Below are 16046 nucleotides of genomic sequence, written 5' to 3'. Positions count from 1 at the left end.
CTTAAGTGACGTGAGGCAGGGCATTTTGAAAAAGGCGCACGAAAAAACAGAAGAATTTTCTCCCCCACAAAACGAGAGACTTTGATCCAGAGCCATGCCCCAAAAATCCTGGGGTTCGGGGCAACGCCCCGAGCATGTGAACTGCATCGGCGATTGCGAGAACTTGGTGGGTGGCTACTGTGGTGGGAGGAAATGGGTGGGGTCTAGGACGGTAGCGTTGATGTCACATCTTGCTTGAAGTCGGCATAACGGCCTCAGAGAAACAGAAGTGGACGGTTCAGGAGTTAAAAGTGATGGATCCGGGACTTAGTAAGAATTCCATGGAGCATAGGCGGCACCTTTTGCGGTTTAACGGAGAGGATATTGCGCGTCGGATGAAGCAGTCGGGCTTAAAGGATCCGGTGGGGCTTATTGTCGAAATGACTGATCCGGTGGGCAAACTACTTACGTATTCGACGCTGGAGGCCCACGGCGTTCCCAAGCATGAGATCCCAGAAGTGATCGCCCGTTACACGAAGGATCAAGCGACCCCTACTTTTCTATGTGTCGTCGACTTCGCGACCGCCAAAAGAGTCCTAGCGACAACATCGGAGACAGCGGAAGCGAACCTATCGGTACCCTTACCACCGGGGCGAGCCTTCGTGGTCGTCGTCGCGGGTGGGGGAAACAGCTACGCGCAGATCGCGATTGGATGAGTCAGTCGAATTTCGCACCGGCAACGATCTCTGTTGGTATTCAAGGGAGTCGATGGTCGGCTGAAAAGATAGATTCTGCTGCGTGGCGCGATTGATGACCTTAGTCTCGCTCAGAACTCTTATACACCTCGGCCCGAATAGATCGAATCTCGGCCGTCCTCGATGGCATGGTTGAGTTTGGGAAACTTGTTTGCCCAGTCGCGTAAACTGGCAGAGAACTCATCAGCTGTTGCCTGGCTGTTTGGTGGTGTGAGTTCAGAGAGCTGTTCCGTGAGAGTCTGGATGACGATGGACTCAACGGATGCACCAGTTCGGTTGGCACGCTCTTTAAGTATCGCGGCCAATTTGTGAGGTAGCTGTATATTTATGTCCACGGTAACCCTCGACCTCCCAGTGAGTGTACCATGTGGAGCTACGCATCCGCAAAGCCGGGTGTACCGTTTTCGAGTTGAAGCAGTTGAAATACGGGTGCTAGAAGAGCGTAGGTTGAATTGATTTTGGCGGCCAAAAAACCCCGAGCACTAGCCATACGTTATATGGGAAATAGGTTCCCATAAAAAACCTTGTATCCTTATCAGACCGACACAGCTCCCCAAAAAACTTCTCTTTTACGCTTTTCGCCGCAGCTTCGTCCGAGCCTAACCTTTCAGACTCTTTGAGAAAGAGGGTTCCGAGCTCCCAGTCTTCGCACATCGCGACGTGTGGTTTGGCACTATCTTCGCATTCGAAAACATAGTGAAACGTGAAGGGAATCTTGCGTAATGGCTTTTGCTGCGGTCCAAAGAGTGTCATTTGCTCAAAGAGGTTCTTCCACTCAGGCTTCCATTCTTTGTCAGCGGGTCGAATATCTAAGTCTAGGATTCGCGTAGGTCGCACGATCCCAAGCGACGTTTTATCGCGAGCGTACTGTTCTGCTAATTGAAGCCGAGTGAAATGGGGCAGTCGGTCAACGTAGTCGCGCCTCGCTCGCCATTCGTTTTTGGAAGGGATGGGCTTCCCAATAAGCTGAATCGAATCGAGGTTTGGGCGACGGCTTTCCTTTCGGGCATCATTCTTTGCCCCCTTGGGCTCAAGTTCAACCTCAATCCATTGGTACTTATGGAACTGTTGCTCGGGCGGGCGATAACGGTAGTCGATTGGATAAAGTCGAACCCATTCCAAGTCTTCGGTGATTCCAGCCGTGCACACCAACTCTTGGTGACTGCGGGACGGCAACGGGTAGGTCATTACAAGAATCAAAACTTTGGAGCGTGCCTGTGGACTCACGATCTATTACTTCAAATGGGTAACAGGAAGTTTTAATTGTGCGGCTATTTCGGTTGCGAGGTGACTTCGATGACAGCAGCTTGGCTTCGCCTCCATACAAACCAGGACCGACGGGATTTCTGAACATAAGGTAGCAGCCGACTCGATTGCATTTTTTTCCGTAGCAAGAGTCGTGAGCTTGTACTTCTGAAACAATCGGTCGTAGTCATCCTGGGTTTCAAGGCTTTGTCTTAATTCCGAGGGTATTCCGAGTTCGGGAAAATGGACGTAAGCGATACCGAGCGTTTCTGCCAGCCTTTTGAGCGTCGACTTATGGAAGCCATAACGCCGTGCAATTGGGTTTCGGCGAACGTCGATGAGGCGTTGGATGCCGTTCTCGATCAGTCTATTGAGAAACGAATCGATGCTTAGTCCTTCGTATCCCGAAGTGTAGATCCCTTCCCTAGCACTAGGTCTGTTAGCAAGCTTTTGTCGCTTGCTGTTCATCGTGTAGTAAGGAAAGCGAGAGTAGATCTGATCCAGCAGGTTATCCACCGATAGATGCGAAAGAGCGTTGACCGCTTTTTTTGCATCGATGGCGATCTCTTTGGGTGGTTTGATTGGCTTGTTCGAGCCGATTTTCCAATGGTTGTCGTCGTATGAAACGACGTAGCCTTGCTCTTCGAGTTTGCCGACTTCCTGGTATAGGGCAAACGAGAAAGGCCCGAAGTGGTAGGGTAAAAAGTCATAGAACGAATCCCCACCTTTCGAAGGCGTTGCTTCCTTCAAATAGAAAGCCCATTTCATAAGCTCAATTCGGCCGACCGGTCGGTCTGCTTGTTCGAGCATTGAAAGCAGGACTTTTTGACGATTGAGCATGTTTGGGGTACCCGCGAAGTTTGTTTCGAGAGCCTTGGTATAGCAAGGGAACATACGATGGAAAAGATCAAAGAAGCCAGATAATGGAGGGGCTCCCTTGATCGATAGCCAGCTCTGTTTGAGTTCAGGGTGAATTCGATTGGATTCAGCGAGCTGAAGAGCTAGGAAGCCTTTGAACGAAATCAGCCGCGAGGACACCGAGGATTTGGAGCTTAGCTTGGTCCGATAGCGAAGGCCATGCGGAGATGATGGTTTGGAGCTGAGGGTCAGTTGTTGCCCGCTTAGGACAGGAAGTGCAACGGACTTGCAGCGCATTTGCAGCGCCCGAGGGATGCGAAAAACCGCAAGATTCGTTGGGCAAAGTACTTAGCTCGGAATTCGATTTAGGTTCGAATCCTATCACCCCGATTCGCCTTCGGCGAATAGAGAGTCGAGGGGAGAAAGTAGATAGTAGAAAAACAGGGTCGGAGTAGGTTTGCATCGCACTCCTCGCACCGATCCAACTACCAAATCTTCTTTCTCCCTCTCGACTCGGTCTACTCTCCACTCTCTACTTTCTAAAACCGCGGCCCGCTCAAACACGATTGCTGCAATCTAACGCCCCATCTAATCGGTCACTCCTAGACCATCCCTTCTCCTCCGCCCGAGAGAACTATGGCATTCGCCTTCGAGAAGCTTCTCGTCTACCAAAAGTCCGTCGACTTCGCTGACGCAGTCTGCACCGCCACCGAGCAATTTCAACGCGGGTACGGATTCCTCGTCGATCAACTCAATCGTGCCGCGCTATCCATCTCTTCGAACATCGCCGAGGGCAACGGGCAATTTACGAAAGCCGAACGCAAACACTTCTTTGGCCTTGCACGAGGCTCCGTCCAAGAATGCGTCCCCCAACTCGAGCTCGCCAAGCGTCGAGGCTTGATCGACGAGTCCAAGCACGTCGAACTCAAATCCCAACTTGAAGAAATCTCTCGCATGCTATCGGGCTTGATCAATGGACTCGAGAACCGCGAAACATAAAAAATTCTGCACACCCGCCGGAATTGGCGGGCGTGTCGAATGGTGGCTGCATGGGTGGCTGTTTGCGGTTCAAAAACGAAGGGTTTCCCTTATGTTTAGCCTGCCGGGAAAAGCAGAATTGGGTCGATGGGGCGTGGTGACGAATTTGGCAATCGCTCTTGGAGAGCGAGAGAGTTGTTTCAAAATGGCTCCCCCGAAGGGAAGCCCGACAACCTAAAGTAGCAACAAGTACACCGCGATTCCCCAGATCGTGCAATAGATCAGGAAAATCGAAACAGCATGCTGGATGAGTGCCAACAAGAACTCGAGTTCGTCCTTGCTGCCGACGATTGGTATGTCACACCACCAGGTTTTCCAGGTCTTCATAACGCATCTCCATGTTACGTAACGCATTGCGCCCAGGCAGGATTGCCTGAGCGAAATACGCTCTGCTGGAGGAATGCGTCTTTTGGATTTCTTGGGGGTCCCCATATCTTTAGCTAGCCGGGGAAAAGCTAATTGGATCTGCTTACGAATATTCTATTTCAATTGTCTGTAGCGAAAAGAAAACGGCACCTTCGTCGGCACCAACATCGCCCGTGATTAGATAGGTTGGTCAATAGCTGAGGGTTATTTGCTACACCTTAGAACATGCTTAGGGACACCATAAACCTAGCTGCAAATTGGAAAACTATGGGGATGCATCGCAAGTTTCGCCAAACTGATGCTAATAATTTGTGAAAGCCGTATTGCTCAACGTGAACCGTCCAACGTGACCTCGTGCACATGAAGTACCCTTCCGCAAGCACTTCACGAGAGTTGGAAGGGCAAGTCTCGTTATTGTGTGGAGTTAGAGTTAATTGGCAAATTATTTGTGCCTTTGGGAATTGATGAAACTTCCGTCGTTGTTGGATACATTGCTCGCAGATATTGGTATTTGGCAGTCTTTTCCGGCTTGTTCGTTGCGGTGTAGAACTCGATTAGTCGATCGAGGGATGCAGGGAGTCGGACGGCTCCTTTCGGCGGAATCTTTTCTTCGCGTTCCTTCATTCCTTCGTAGCCCTTCACCAACAACGACTCGGCCTCGGCATATTCCTTCTGGCCAAGCAGCGCCCCACCGAGCTGCGACATCGTGTTGAACGTAGACCAGACGTCAGGTTCTTTTCTATTCCGGATTTCCCAGCATTCGCGGAGCAACTCTTCGGCATCGGCGAATTGACCGCACGTCAGCAGTTCGTTCGATACTTGGGCGAGCAGCCTGGCAAAACGAGAATCGTCTTTGGGGTTACGAATTCGTTGATGCGAGACTAACGCTTTCAAAATCGCTGCTGCCTTCTCCCCCTGTTTGAGCGTTGAGTAAGTGGCTCCCAGGTTCATCATGCTGTCATGTGTGTTCGGGTGGTCGGCCCCCATCCTGGCAATACGGAGCTTTAGGGTTTCTTCGTGGAGCTGCAGGGCAAAATCCAGCTTACCAGCGGCCTTATAACCCTCCGCCAAATTGTTCATGCTGCTGAGCGTAGCGGGGTGGTCTTCTCCCATCTTAGTCTTCTTGAGCTTCAGGGTTTCCTCGTAAAGTGGCAGAGCCAAATCCAGCTGACCTGCGGCATGGTATCCAAATCCAAGGTTGTTCATGCTTTGGAGTGTATCGGGGTGGTCTGCGCCCAGCTTTTCAATACGAAGTTTCAGTGTTTCCGTGTAGAGCGGCAGTGCCAAATCCAACTTCTCGTCGGCTTGGTAGCACAACGCGAGGCTGTTCATGCTGTTGAGCGTGCTGGGGTGGTAGAACCCCAGCTTGACCTTTTTGAGTTTCAAGGTTTCCTCCAAAAGCGGAAGCGCAAGATCGAGCTTACCAACGACCCTGTAGCCTTCTGCTACGCTGCCCATACTGCTCAGCGTATGAGGATGGTCTACGCCAAGGTTAGCCTTTGCGAGTCGTAAAGTTTCTTCGTGGAGCTGCAGGGCTATTTCCGGTTTCCCGGCATCGCTGTAGCATTGTGCCAAGTTGTTCATGTTGGTGAGCGTGGCGGGGTGGTTGGCACCCAGCTTTGCAGTACTGAGCTTGAGGGTTTCCTCCAAGAGCTTCATGGCAAGATCCAGTTTCCCGGCATAGCGGTAGCCATTTGCCAAGTTGTTCATGCTGATGAGCGTTTGGGGGTGATCGTCACCCAGTTTGGTCTTCCGAAGCTTCAGGACTTCCTCAAAAAGCGGCAGTGCAAGATCCAGCTTCCCCACGCCCTCGTAACTCCCTGCGAGACTGTCCATGGTGCTGAGCGTGTCTGGGTGTTGGTCCCCTAGCTTAGCCTTCCGAAGCCTTAAGGTTTTCTCTAAGAGCGGCAGTGCGAGTTTCAAATTCCCCGCGTCCCTGTAGCATTCGGCTAGATCGTTCATGCTTCGAAGTGTTTGGGTGTGGTCCGCACCCAACTTGGCGGTACGGAGCTTTAGGGTTTCCTCAAAAAGTGGAAGCGCGAGTTCCAGCTTCCCGGCGTTCAGGTAGTCCATCGCCAAGTTATTCATGCTTTGAAGCGTAGTGGTGTGGTCGGTCCCCAGCTTCGTTTTTGAAAGCTTCAGTGTTTCCTCGCTAAGCTGCAGGGCCAGATCTTGATTCCCCGCGGCGCTGTAGCCCGTTGCCAAGTTGCCCATGCTTTTGAGTGTGGCGGAGTGATCAGCCCCAAGATTGGCCTTCCTGAGCTTCAGAATGTCCTCGAAGATCGGCATAGCAAGATCTTGCCTCCCGATTCCCAGGTAGCTTACTGCAAGGTCATTCATGCTTTTGAGCGTGTCGGCGTGGTTAATCCCTAGCTTGTTTTTTCGGGTCTCGGAAGCTTTTTCGAATAAGAGTATTGCTTGCTCCGCATCCCCCAAACCCAACAACGATTCACCCAGTGTGTCCTGCATTTCCGCCACAACAAGCGGGTCACCGATAGCAGAGCCTTCCAATTCTCGAACGGCCTTATTCAAGCTGTCCTTTAATGCCTGGGTCAGCTCTCCGACCGTGGTGAAGTTCGCCTTCGGGTTAAGTCCTTTGAAGATAGAGCCGAGGATCTCGTTGCCCTTCTTTGCGAAGGTGAGGTTTTTGACCGCCTCTTCCCTGGCGTCCCTCTCTGCCTCGGCCCGCTTGGCTTCACCTGCCCGTGCCTGCTCGGCTTCGATTGCCTGCCATCGCGTGCCAACGACCCCGGCAACTAGTGCCAGGGACACAGCCGCCCCCGCCATTACCTGCACTCGGTTTCGCCGCACGAACTTACTGAGTCGATATGTTCTACTGGGCGGATGGGCCTGAACAGGTTCGCCCGCTAGATAGCGTTGTACATCTGCTGCGAAGCCGTTGGCGGTTTCATATCTGCGTTTACGATCCTTCTCCAGTGCCTTCATCACAATCCAATCAAGCTCGTTGCGCAAAAGCCCTGCGAGCTTCTTGGGTTCCGTGCCGCGTTGAGCGGAGAGGGACGGGAGAGCGTTGGCGGTGCTGAGTCTCGTCGAAGGTCGGGGCGGCTCCTCCTCTCGCACTACTCTCAGAATTTCCAGCAGGCCTTTCTGTTGCAGTTCCTTTGCGGAAAATGGTGTACTGCCAGCGAGGAGTTCATAGAGCAAGATACCAAGAGCATACACATCGGAACGTGTATCGATGTCCAGATTATTGAAAGTCGCTTGTTCTGGACTCATGTACTGAGGGGTTCCGACCACGCTACCGAATCCGGTATCGATAGTCGCTTCGGTCAAGTTGCCGCCTGTTGCCTTGGCCACGCCGAAGTCAATCACCTTCACCACAGGCTGGTCGTCGTACATGGCGACTAGGACGTTCGACGGTTTTATATCACGGTGGATGATTCCCTTCTGGTGCGCATGCTGGATGGCGTTACAGACAGAGACGAAAAGTTCGAGACGTTGATGTGGTGTAAGCTTTTCATGATCGCAGTACTCCGTGATCGGAACACCCTTGACCAATTCCATCACAAAGTACGGTCGCCCATCATGCAGTCCTCCATCGAGCACCTTGGCAATGTTCGGGTGATCCATCAGCGCGAGGGCTTGCCTCTCGGCATCAAAGCGAGCCACCACCTGTTTGGAATCCATCCCTGCCTTAATGAGCTTGACCGCTACGAAACGCTTCACAGGCTCCGACTGCTTGGCCCTCCAAACGGAACCCATTCCTCCCTCACCAATCGTTTCTGCAAGTGTGTACTTTCCAGCGATGACAGTACCTAACTGTTCGCGATGGCAAGGAATACTGTCAGAGAAATGCTCATCTGCAAGATGGGCCTGCGTCGCAAAAGCTTGCTTGGCTAGGAAGCTCCCTCCCTCACGGTCGTGCTGCAACAATGCTTCGAGCTCTTGCCGAAGTGCACTATTGCTTCCGCAATGTTCGTCCAAGAAAGCCATCCGCTCCGACTCGGTTGCTAGATCGATTAAGCTCAAGAACAACGATTTGACGTTATCATCGCTTTTCATTTTGAAGACTCAACGAAGACCACGATAGATCGGAACACCAAAGCCGCCGGGAGGTATTTTAGTAGACTGCAGCGATCATTTTTCCACTCGGAATGCCGCCGCGAGTATCGTTCGAACGGCATTCTTGTTTGCGACTGTTCCCTATGGAGCAGGTACAGGAATCAAGTGAACTCCCATAGAAATTCCGCCGATAGTCGTGTATCCACCTAAAAGAGGAAAGTTTGTCACAGGGTTACGATCTGTCATCGTTCTGCAACTAGGGGCTATAAGGCTGGAATTTGGATCACTCGGGTCGAGCAAATCTTTAATGTTCAGATTGCCAAATGTCCGGTGATTCAGCCAATAGTAAAAAACGACGGAGTCCAGCGATTCATTCAGGTCAGTGGCGGTGTTGGCGATCTTATTCAAGGTTAGTGAGGAATCGTACACGAATGCATAATTCGCCGTACCACGCGGCTTCGTAGTCGTTACCGTAGCACTACCGCAGAACGCGCTGTTCTCATTGATTGCATACGGAAGTAGTCCGTTCAACGTAGCATATCCACCACTTAGGGATGTGCGATAACCGTTACCGTTGCTAAGCTGCCCAACAATGACGCCGGCATTGTTGATTTTCGGATCAGCCGCTCCAGCCGCCGAAACCCCCAAGTCGTCGATCGCAGTTGACGGGTCGGTGTCGTAGACGTCGTAAACGTAGTGCCCCCAAGTACCATCGACTTTTTTATAACGAACCATTACGTACCCCAGGTCATTAATATCTCCTGCGACTGAATAAACCGTGAAAGCTCGATCTGGGATGACTTGCAGGCTTGGCGGGACCTGGTTCATATCGATGACGACCGCTTGAAGCACAGACAGACTGTTGCTCCCTGTCATATTAGCAGTTGGTTCAATGTGAGCAGTGATGTGTCCGACTTCGTTAACGGCTGTTGCCTTTCTAATGTACCAACCAGCAGGAATTCCCGCGACGACATCGTTCAGGTCAAGTCCAATATCCAGGTCTAAGTCTGGGTCGTAGAAGAATCCGTGGCTACCGTCAGCCACTCCGTTGCCGTCTAGGTCGACACCCACCGAACCAACCGTCTGGCGTTGATTGTTCGTATCGGTGACATCGTAATTCGTGGCGCCTGGAACCATCCACAATTGAACCTGATACCGAACCGGCGGTAACGGAGGCTGTTTCGGTTTTCCCGATTGCCCTTTGACTGGAGTTGTCAGAATCATCAAACAAATCATGGCGGCCGTGAAGATGAATCGGCCTCTTGATTGCAAAAACCTTGGGCTGGATGGGGCAGATCGAATTGAAAAAGGTCTCAATTCTCCTTGTTCGTGTTGCACATGCTGATTTTTAGGAGTCAGGAGGGCTAGAGTAAAGCACGAAAGGGATTGTGGCTTCTGTCGCATCGTTGTTTCCTCGTTTGCGTGAAAGGTGCGGATACATCATTCGGTGAACAGAGACGATTGTGATCGGAGTCGAAAGAATGCGGACAGCGGGCGTAACTCGTAGTGTGCCAACTACATTCGATTGTCTGAATTGCAGCGTCTCTACATAGGAATGCGATGCTGCCACCCCAACCCCGCCAAGAATCTCACTCGATTTTTCGAAATCACGTGACGGGCGTGTCTTTTGCGGAGATTTCGCGATGCAACCAACTTCGAGCGTATCGCCATTCCCGTTCAATGGATCGCAAAGAGCGACCAAGAGCTTGTGCGATTTGAGGCATGCTCAAGCCCGCATAGAAGCGAAGTTTGATCAGATGAGCGGCTGATTCATCCTGAATCGCCAATTTCTCCATGGCCTCATCCAATGCGAGCAGATCTTGGTCTGGAAGCGACGCCACCAGCTCATCAAGAACATCAGGACTCTCGCGATGAAAGTCCCCTCCATGCTTGGCGCGGCGTCTACGTCGGGCATTGTCAATCAGAATTCGACGCATCGTTTCTGCAGCGACTGTGAAGAAATGACCACGAGAATCCCAATGCTGAGCAACGTCGATGTCCACCAAACGCAAGTATGCTTCATGTACCAATCCCGTTGCTTGCAGCGAATGATCAGCGCGTTCGCTGGCCATACGAATTTTGGCAAGCCTTCTCAACTCCTGATACACCAGGGGAAATAATTGTTCCGCTGCCGTCGGATCACCCGATTCCATTTGCGACAAGATGCGAGTAACGTCTGACATGGGCAATTCTTTTTATTGGGGAGGATCGAAGGGTATGATTCTAGCAGCTCGATCAATTGTTTGCCGCCGAATTCAGGTCGGTGAACTTCCGGTTTTCATGGCCCGTTACGAATCGCAAGTTAATTCGCTCTGGTCACCTAGACCGGATCAGGTTGCGGGGCAAACAAACTGGCCGAAGTTTCGCACCCTGGTGTGCGCGAATCTTGAAACAATCGGGCTCGTTTACGCGAAACGGATTAGGCAAGTGCTGACACAACATCGCGGCAGACCTGAGGTTGCGATGTTTGCAACTCAACAACCCCTCGAGAAAAAAGTTCAACTGGTGTCCTGTCACCCCGATTCGCCTTCGGCGAATAGAGAGTCGAGGGGAGAAAGTAGATAGTAGAAAAACAGGGTCGGAGTAGGTTTGCATCGCACTCCTCGCACCGATCCAACTACCAAATCTTCTTTCTCCCTCTCGACTCGGTCTACTCACCACTCTCTACTTTCTAAAACCGCGGCCCGCTCAAACACGATTGCTGCAATCTAACGCCCCATCTAATCGGTCACTCCTAGACCATCCCTTCTCCTCCGCCCGAGAGACTTATGGCAATCGCCTTCGAGAAGCTTCTCGTCTACCAAAAATCCGTCGACTTCGCTGACGCAGTCTGCACCGCCACCGAACAATTTCAACGCGGCTACGGATTCCTCGTCGATCAACTCAACCGCGCCGCGTTGTCTATCTCATCAAACATCGCCGAGGGCAACGGCCGGTTCACCAAAGCAGATCGCAAACACTTCTTCGGCATTGCACGAGGCTCCGTCCAAGAATGCGTCCCCCAACTCGAGCTCGCCAAGCGTCGAGGCTTGATCGACGAGTCCAAGCACGCTGAACTCAAATCACAACTCGAAGAAATTTCTCGCATGCTATCGGGCTTGATCAATGGACTTGATAACCGTGAAACGTAAAAACTCGGCACACCCGCCGGAATTGGCGGGCGTGTCGAATGGCGGCTGCATGGGTGGCTATTTGCGGTTCAAAAACGAAGGGTTTCCCTTATGTTTAGCCTGCCGGGAAAAGCAGAGTTACTCGGTGAGGTCAGACGGCCTGTGATTCAGAGTACTTGCGGTTGAAGGAATTTGTTTTGGAAAAATGGCTTCCCCGAAAGGAAGCCCGACAACCTAAAGTAGCAACAAGTACACGGCGATCATAATCACGGTCACATAGATCGCGAAAATTGCCACTGCGTGTTGGACGAGCAACAAGATGAACTCAATCTCTTCCTTACTATTTGCTACCGGGAGGTCGTCCACCCAAGTTTTCATAACGCACTCCTTTGCATTAACGCATTGCGCCCAGGCAGGATTGCCTGAGCGAATTGCGCTCTGCTGGAGGAATGCGTTTTTTGGATTTCTTGGGGGTCCCCATATCTTTAGCTAGCCGGGGAAAGGCTATTTGGATTGGTGAAGTGATTTTAACTGGAGGCCAGCGATAAACTAAGAAAGTCGCCTTGCGAACGGCACCATGTTAGGCCCGAATGCGAATTTTTTCGTGGAAAATGGGCGGCTCTTGAGGAAGGAGACTGGTGATACGTTAGCCTGACGCAGCAGCTAGATTCGAACTACTCGCTCGACTTTGGCTCGATAAACTCGGCGAAACTGCTGAATGGTAGTTTGAATCGATATTCCTCTTCCCAGATCTTCTTGAAGTTGTCGGCCTCTTCGACGGTAAGAATAGCTGCTTTGATCAGGCAGACAGTAAGCTCCGAAGTGCTTATCGTGTCTAGGTTGTAGCCAAGTCGACGTATCTTCTTAATTGCTCGCTTGTCATCGATCGCAATCCTGATCCCTCGATTCAACGCGACAGCTACCGCCGAACACTCGCCGATGCCAAGACCTTGGGTTGTCAGTTCTGCGAAAAGCCGAACTTCGACAATGTCGGTCACACAGATCTCGTTGATTGAGCCAGCTTCGAATGCAGCGTTTAGCCGTTGAAGCTGCTCTGGAAAATGCTCCGTGATCTCCGCGCGAACATGCTCAGTCACGGAGAAATCAAATTCTGTCAGTTGAGAGAGTACATGAAGCTGATCGAGCACTAAGAAGTTGATCAGCACGCTCGTGTCGGTAATGACAACGCTTGTGGTCATCGCTGCTCATCCTTGGCGTAACGAGGAATCAAGTAGCCTCTGCCAATTGAAGCAGTTCTTTTGAGGGCACTCCAAGCAATTTGCTCAGATCCCTCATTTTCCCGGACGAGATTTCTTCTCTTCGGAAAGCTTCCATTGCAAGGTGAACGACCTGACTAATGAGTTCTCGGTCTGGAGAGCGGGTTTCTTTGCCATACAGATCGTCCCACAGCTCCAACAATTCTAGGAACCGCAAGCCAAGGTTCTCCTTTTCTCGCAGTTCCTCAAACTCGGGTGCATTCACGATGGCTAAGCTCTTCAATCTAAATAGAGCGGCTTGATAGCTCACGCCGAAATGGTGTGAAAGTGCGGCCACGTCTTCAAAGGTAAGGACTTGGGAAAAGGCGGCTGCTCGGCGAGAAGCCTTTACTTCACCGCGATCTTCCTCTGCCATCGGATCGTATACTGCTTGGTCAAATACACTTGGGCTAGCCTTAAACCGCGATTCTAGGAAGGCGTAAACGCCCGTTCTCGGGAGCAGGAGAGAAGCAGCAAAAGCATTAGCCCTGACCTCAGTCAGCTTCCTTCTGTCAGCAGCAATTGAAACGGTTGCAGTCGCTCCACGATCTAACAGTGCGTGAGCATATTCGTGCGCGTACGAGAAACGTTTTCGTGCCCGAGGATGATCGAAATTCACCAGAATGAACAAACCGATCGAGCTGTGATGCAAAAACAGGCCGGACATTTCATCTGGCAATACGGCTCCGGATGCCCAGATGTTTTGTCCATTGATGAGCTCGGCCATGTCAGCAATTGGATTATGTCCAAGGCTCAACCGGCGGCGTTCATTTTCTGCCACTAGCTCGCCTTGTTCCACAGCTTCCATAGTGCTCTGCGGTTGAGACAACTGATACGATGGCGGACCAGCGTGCGGTGGGCGATCCAACAACCGATCCAATTCGACTCCAGCCCGACAGATCTCAAGATATCGAGCAACCTCCGCTTGCCACGGGGCACCGTCACCTTCCGTTTGCGTTGCTCGAAATAATGCTACCAATGCATCTTCTTCGATCGGAGTGACGTCGCTCGAGAAAAAGCTGGAGATTGGGCAACCATAGAGTTGTGCCAATTTGCTCAATTCCAGAGTGCTCACGGCTCGGTTTCCCGCTTCGATTTGAACAATCGCCGTACGCTGGAGCGCGAGGCTTTGGGCAACCTGATCTTGGGTGAGGTTCGCGTTTTTACGGGCGTTCTTCAGCCTGGATGCTAGAGCGAGTTGTTCGTTGTGCATGGGTCTCGTCCTTTTTGGGTGGCTTGCAGAGGAACTCCCCTACCACGGCCATTATTCTCTGGTCGACACTTTTTTGCAATACCTTGACAATTATGTGCGATTATCCAACAATGATAGCATGGTTTCGGCCGGTCGTGGGTCGATTCCTGGCTAGTGGCCCTTAAAACCAGGAGTTTTTTCGATGGCGAAGAAGAATGTGCATGTGGTTCCAAGCGGACGCGGTTGGGCGGTAAAGACAGAGGGTACCCAAAAACCTCTATCCAACCACAGGACCCAGCAAACAGCGTCAGAAGCCGGACGCAAGGTTGCTCAGCAGAATCAAAGTGAGTTGGTGATTCACCGTCTCAATGGACAGATTCGCGACAAGGACAGCTACGGCAATGACCCGTGTCCACCGAAGGATCAAAAAAACTAAGAGCAATATCAAGATCAAGTCGCTTGGGAGTGTGATTTAGATGGTGAGTTCGATGAAAGCCCGTTTTGAGGGATCGGAAGGACGAATACGCCTAATAGAGGCACTCAGGTCCCAGCGACTAGTGGAGGGCGACGAGGTTCTCGCGACTGCGTTGGCTGATGCTGGTGAGCTTGCCGAGTATCCAACTGGTACGCACATCATTACGCAAGGCGATGCAGACAATGATGCATACTTCATCATTGATGGTGAAGTTGGAATTTTTGTGAACTCACGGCACATCGCGACGCGATCTTCACGAGAGAGTTTTGGCGAGTTGGCCTTGATTGATCCTTCCGTGCGTCGATCGGCAACCGTCTCCGCACTTTCGCCACTAACTGTGGTTCGGATATCGGAACCGCAATTCAAGTCTATTACTTCGACCAATGCACGCGTTTGGAAAACTCTTGCCATCATCATCGCCGATCGGTTGCGAGAGCGTAGCCAGTTTCATCGTGCACCGAACAGCATTCCAGTCCTCTTTATCGGATCCTCTGTGGAGGGTTTGGCGGTCGCGCAAGAAATACAACTGGGTTTGAAGCATGACAAAATTGCAGTTCGACCTTGGAGTATGCCCGGAGTTTTTGGTCCTGGTGGAATCCCTGTTGATGTCCTGATTAAAGAAGTCGACACCTCAGTTTTTTGCGGCATTCGTTTTTGGTCCAGACGATAAAGTGTTTAGTCGGCATGAAGCATATGAGGCGCCACGGGATAACGTGATTTTCGAACTTGGACTGTTCATGGGTAGGCTTGATCGCAATCGTTCGTTCATCATCAAGGACCAGCATGCAGATATCAAGATCCCAACGGACCTTCTGGGTGTGTCTCCTATTACTTACGTTTCAAATCCGGGAGAAGATCTTTCTGCGCCTGTCGCAACGATCTGTACTGAGTTGCGCAAAGTCATTAAGTCTGTAGGGGTAAGGTAGTGGCAATCGCTGAAGACGTTCGAAAAGAGGTGAAAGATATCCTTTCATCTACCTTTACTACACGTGCTGGCACGAAGGTCCCTGAGGCTGAAGATGTGAAGCTGGGAAACGACGCAGTTACGCTTGACGGAACCGTGCTCTACGCAGATTTGGCTGAATCTACAGCGATGGTGAATGGGTACAGGGACTGGTTCGCAGCCAAAATCTACAAATCTTTCCTCTTGGCCGCTTGCAGGATGATTCGCAATTGTGGTGGGGCCATCACGGCGTTTGATGGCGACAGAGTAATGGCAGTGTTCATTGGTGACGGCAAGAACTCTGCTGCGGCAAAGGCTGCCTTACAGATCAATTGGGCGAAAATCATGATCAATGAGGAGATCAAGGCGAAGTATCCAGATGCTGCGTTTGTCTTGAAGCAAGTCGTCGGTATCGACACAAGCTCGCTTTTCGTCGCACGCACGGGAATCAGAGGGTCGAATGATCTTGTCTGGGTTGGCCGTTCGGCAAATTACGCAGCCAAGCTCTCGAATGTTGACAATGGCTATACATCACTTATCACAAGCGATGTTTACAAACTTCTCGCTGATACCTCAAAAATTGGTTCAAATGGAAACAACATGTGGACGCAACTCACATGGCATGAGTACGGACTCATAATCTACGGTTCTAATTGGACCTGGAAGCCCTGAGGCGTTCTCCTCCGCCCGAGAGAACTATGGCATTCGCCTTCGAGCAACTTCTCGTCTACCAAAAGTCCGTCGACTTCGCTGACGCCGTCTTGCACCGCCACTGGGCAATTGCAACGTCTTCTACGGCGCGGCAT

General features: G+C 51.4%; 16 protein-coding genes. 7 read left to right on the top strand and 9 right to left on the bottom strand.

Going from position 1 to position 16046, the window contains the following annotated elements; translation table 11 throughout:
• Positions 1 to 374: 374 nt before the first annotated feature.
• Entirely contained in the window at positions 375 to 695 is a 321-nt protein-coding gene (locus SH467x_RS17540; protein ID WP_482368395.1) for a hypothetical protein, read from the top strand.
• A 471-nt stretch (positions 696 to 1166) separates the two neighbouring features.
• Here SH467x_RS17540 and SH467x_RS17535 read toward each other — a convergent pair whose 3' ends face one another.
• Together SH467x_RS17535 and SH467x_RS17530 are read right to left on the bottom strand one after the other, a co-directional pair.
• Positions 1167 to 1961 (bottom strand): hypothetical protein, encoded by a 795-nt coding sequence (locus SH467x_RS17535; RefSeq protein WP_482368394.1) that lies wholly within the window; start codon positions 1959 to 1961, stop codon positions 1167 to 1169.
• Positions 1962 to 1967: 6 nt separating this feature from the next.
• Positions 1968 to 3134 (bottom strand): DUF488 domain-containing protein, encoded by a 1167-nt coding sequence (locus SH467x_RS17530; RefSeq protein ID WP_482368393.1) that lies wholly within the window; start codon positions 3132 to 3134, stop codon positions 1968 to 1970.
• Positions 3135 to 3473: 339 nt separating this feature from the next.
• On the opposite strand from SH467x_RS17530, the gene SH467x_RS17525 reads away from it, so the two are divergent.
• Positions 3474 to 3836 carry a four helix bundle protein gene (locus SH467x_RS17525; RefSeq protein ID WP_482368392.1) on the top strand — a complete coding sequence of 121 codons (363 nt, stop codon included), beginning with the start codon at positions 3474 to 3476 and terminating at the stop codon, positions 3834 to 3836.
• Positions 3837 to 4049: 213 nt separating this feature from the next.
• Here the strand turns inward: SH467x_RS17525 and SH467x_RS17520 are convergent, their stop codons facing one another.
• From SH467x_RS17520 to SH467x_RS17505, 4 genes are all read right to left on the bottom strand, one after another.
• Entirely contained in the window at positions 4050 to 4202 is a 153-nt protein-coding gene (locus tag SH467x_RS17520) for a hypothetical protein (RefSeq protein ID WP_482368391.1), read from the bottom strand.
• Positions 4203 to 4652: 450 nt separating this feature from the next.
• Positions 4653 to 7964, bottom strand: coding sequence for a tetratricopeptide repeat protein (locus SH467x_RS17515; RefSeq protein WP_482371390.1), 3312 nt, complete (start codon positions 7962 to 7964; stop codon positions 4653 to 4655).
• Positions 7965 to 8405: 441 nt separating this feature from the next.
• On the bottom strand, positions 8406 to 9668 hold the full coding sequence (locus SH467x_RS17510; protein WP_482368390.1) for a hypothetical protein: 1263 nt from the start codon (positions 9666 to 9668) through the stop codon (positions 8406 to 8408).
• Between the two features lie 203 nt (positions 9669 to 9871).
• Entirely contained in the window at positions 9872 to 10447 is a 576-nt protein-coding gene (locus SH467x_RS17505; protein ID WP_482368389.1) for an ECF-type sigma factor, read from the bottom strand.
• A gap of 585 nt (positions 10448 to 11032) precedes the next feature.
• Between SH467x_RS17505 and SH467x_RS17500 the strand changes: the two genes are divergently transcribed.
• Positions 11033 to 11395 carry a four helix bundle protein gene (locus SH467x_RS17500; RefSeq protein WP_482368388.1) on the top strand — a complete coding sequence of 121 codons (363 nt, stop codon included), beginning with the start codon at positions 11033 to 11035 and terminating at the stop codon, positions 11393 to 11395.
• Between the two features lie 213 nt (positions 11396 to 11608).
• Here SH467x_RS17500 and SH467x_RS17495 read toward each other — a convergent pair whose 3' ends face one another.
• From SH467x_RS17495 to SH467x_RS17485, 3 genes are all read right to left on the bottom strand, one after another.
• Entirely contained in the window at positions 11609 to 11752 is a 144-nt protein-coding gene (locus SH467x_RS17495; RefSeq protein ID WP_482368387.1) for a hypothetical protein, read from the bottom strand.
• A gap of 296 nt (positions 11753 to 12048) precedes the next feature.
• On the bottom strand, positions 12049 to 12573 hold the full coding sequence (locus SH467x_RS17490; RefSeq protein WP_482368386.1) for a PIN domain-containing protein: 525 nt from the start codon (positions 12571 to 12573) through the stop codon (positions 12049 to 12051).
• A gap of 28 nt (positions 12574 to 12601) precedes the next feature.
• Complete coding sequence (locus SH467x_RS17485) at positions 12602 to 13843, bottom strand: helix-turn-helix domain-containing protein (protein WP_482368385.1); 1242 nt, start codon at positions 13841 to 13843, stop codon at positions 12602 to 12604.
• A 181-nt stretch (positions 13844 to 14024) separates the two neighbouring features.
• On the opposite strand from SH467x_RS17485, the gene SH467x_RS17480 reads away from it, so the two are divergent.
• From SH467x_RS17480 to SH467x_RS17465, 4 genes are read left to right on the top strand one after another with little or no spacing between them, the layout of a single operon-like run.
• On the top strand, positions 14025 to 14258 hold the full coding sequence (locus SH467x_RS17480) for a DUF2188 domain-containing protein (RefSeq protein WP_482368384.1): 234 nt from the start codon (positions 14025 to 14027) through the stop codon (positions 14256 to 14258).
• Positions 14259 to 14310: 52 nt separating this feature from the next.
• On the top strand, positions 14311 to 14967 hold the full coding sequence (locus SH467x_RS17475; protein WP_482368383.1) for a cyclic nucleotide-binding domain-containing protein: 657 nt from the start codon (positions 14311 to 14313) through the stop codon (positions 14965 to 14967).
• Position 14968: 1 nt separating this feature from the next.
• Complete coding sequence (locus SH467x_RS17470) at positions 14969 to 15223, top strand: TIR domain-containing protein (RefSeq protein WP_482368382.1); 255 nt, start codon at positions 14969 to 14971, stop codon at positions 15221 to 15223.
• Complete coding sequence (locus tag SH467x_RS17465) at positions 15223 to 15912, top strand: adenylate/guanylate cyclase domain-containing protein (RefSeq protein WP_482368381.1); 690 nt, start codon at positions 15223 to 15225, stop codon at positions 15910 to 15912. The genes SH467x_RS17470 and SH467x_RS17465 overlap by 1 nt, the downstream gene beginning before the upstream one ends.
• Positions 15913 to 16046 lie beyond the last annotated feature (134 nt).

This window comes from Brakhagea slesvicensis, from assembly GCF_052161625.1.
In the GTDB taxonomy this organism is placed as follows: domain Bacteria; phylum Planctomycetota; class Planctomycetia; order Pirellulales; family Pirellulaceae; genus JBKCUI01.
This window is presented reverse-complemented; position numbering and strand designations above follow the sequence as displayed.

Excerpts from the sequence above, each read along its gene's own strand:
- SH467x_RS17540 (WP_482368395.1), top strand. The coding sequence starts at position 375 with ATGAAGCAGTCGGGCTTAAAGGATCCGGTGGGGCTTATTGTCGAAATG.
- SH467x_RS17530 (WP_482368393.1), bottom strand. The coding sequence starts at position 3,134 with ATGCGCTGCAAGTCCGTTGCACTTCCTGTCCTAAGCGGGCAACAACTG.
- SH467x_RS17525 (WP_482368392.1), top strand. The coding sequence starts at position 3,474 with ATGGCATTCGCCTTCGAGAAGCTTCTCGTCTACCAAAAGTCCGTCGAC.
- SH467x_RS17520 (WP_482368391.1), bottom strand. The coding sequence starts at position 4,202 with ATGAAGACCTGGAAAACCTGGTGGTGTGACATACCAATCGTCGGCAGC.
- SH467x_RS17515 (WP_482371390.1), bottom strand. The coding sequence starts at position 7,964 with ATGGGTTCCGTTTGGAGGGCCAAGCAGTCGGAGCCTGTGAAGCGTTTC.
- SH467x_RS17510 (WP_482368390.1), bottom strand. The coding sequence starts at position 9,668 with ATGCGACAGAAGCCACAATCCCTTTCGTGCTTTACTCTAGCCCTCCTG.
- SH467x_RS17505 (WP_482368389.1), bottom strand. The coding sequence starts at position 10,447 with ATGTCAGACGTTACTCGCATCTTGTCGCAAATGGAATCGGGTGATCCG.
- SH467x_RS17500 (WP_482368388.1), top strand. The coding sequence starts at position 11,033 with ATGGCAATCGCCTTCGAGAAGCTTCTCGTCTACCAAAAATCCGTCGAC.
- SH467x_RS17495 (WP_482368387.1), bottom strand. The coding sequence starts at position 11,752 with ATGAAAACTTGGGTGGACGACCTCCCGGTAGCAAATAGTAAGGAAGAG.
- SH467x_RS17490 (WP_482368386.1), bottom strand. The coding sequence starts at position 12,573 with ATGACCACAAGCGTTGTCATTACCGACACGAGCGTGCTGATCAACTTC.
- SH467x_RS17485 (WP_482368385.1), bottom strand. The coding sequence starts at position 13,843 with ATGCACAACGAACAACTCGCTCTAGCATCCAGGCTGAAGAACGCCCGT.
- SH467x_RS17480 (WP_482368384.1), top strand. The coding sequence starts at position 14,025 with ATGGCGAAGAAGAATGTGCATGTGGTTCCAAGCGGACGCGGTTGGGCG.
- SH467x_RS17475 (WP_482368383.1), top strand. The coding sequence starts at position 14,311 with ATGAAAGCCCGTTTTGAGGGATCGGAAGGACGAATACGCCTAATAGAG.